Genomic DNA, 1130 nt, shown 5'->3' with positions numbered 1-1130 from the left:
TATATTGACTGTATTCGCTGATAAACTTCAAAATAGCGCTATTAAATTCAAAAGACATATATTGTTAACAAATTTCGCTAATATTCGGCAGGTTTCTTAAACTTTTATCAGAAATATATTAGGAAAATGAAAGGAGTGATAAGTTTGGTTATTAAGGAAAGGACAATTCCATTAGTACTTCTAATTTTAGAAGCATTATGCCGGCGTCTCCCTCTACATTACCCTAAGTATCAGCAAATAATAGAAGAGGTGGGGAGGAGACAGGCTGGATACAATGGTGAGGTGAGTCTTGATTATTATTTACGATTCCATCCAATTGAGAAATACATGATCCTCCACGATTTNNTTAAACCTACCTGATGGTGACTACAACTGCCAAATTGATACCCTTTTGCTAACACCAGAATTCGCCCTGATTTTAGAAGTGAAAAATATGGCTGGTAAGTTAATATTTGATACAGATAATGAACAGTTTACTCAAATAAATAATGACAAGGAAAAAGGTTACCCGGATCCAATTGCTCAAGCAGAAAGGCATAAAGAGTATTTAGAAAAACTGATAGCGAAACATAGATTTCCTCCCGTTCCAGTTGATTTCCTAGTAGTTCTCAGCAATGGATATACTTCATATGTTATAACCGGAAAAAACACTTATAAAGTGAAACCACGAATTTGTAAGTCAGATGTTTTCCTAAATAAAATTAAGTTTTTTGAAAAACAATATGCTAAACCTCTCCTACATTCGAAAGACCTCCGAAAACTAAGCCGCCTGCTAATAAAAATGAATAAGGTACCANNTATTAACAGGGGTCTGTTGTCCGAACTTTAACCATATTCCACTTATTCGAATGAAAAAGAACTGGTACTGTCCTTCTTGCAAAAATTTTTATAAAGATGCTCATATAAATGCTCTGAAAGATTACTTTCTACTTTTCGATACAAAAATTACAAATCAGCAGTTTCGAGAATTTATCCATATAACATCACCAGATACAGCAAAAAGATTACTGCAATCTGTAGATCTAAAATATTCCGGAACAAAAAAGGGACGCTATTACCTTCTTGAAGATATTATGATGGTAAATTTCCTTTCGCCGATAAAAAACAATAATCGCTGATATATTGAATTT

The 1130-nt window shown here is 33.3% G+C and carries 1 protein-coding gene; it reads left to right on the top strand.

The genetic code is table 11. The annotated features are described in order from the left end of the window. Positions 1-340 precede the first annotated feature (340 nt). Complete coding sequence (locus V7137_RS30360) at positions 341-829, top strand: nuclease-related domain-containing protein (RefSeq protein ID WP_335701511.1); 489 nt, start codon at positions 341-343, stop codon at positions 827-829. Positions 830-1130 lie beyond the last annotated feature (301 nt).

It is taken from the genome of Neobacillus drentensis (assembly GCF_036962765.1).
Taxonomy (GTDB): domain Bacteria; phylum Bacillota; class Bacilli; order Bacillales; family Cytobacillaceae; genus Neobacillus; species Neobacillus drentensis_C.
The sequence above is the reverse complement of the archived record's forward strand: the minus strand, read 5'-3'. Positions and strand labels throughout refer to the sequence as shown.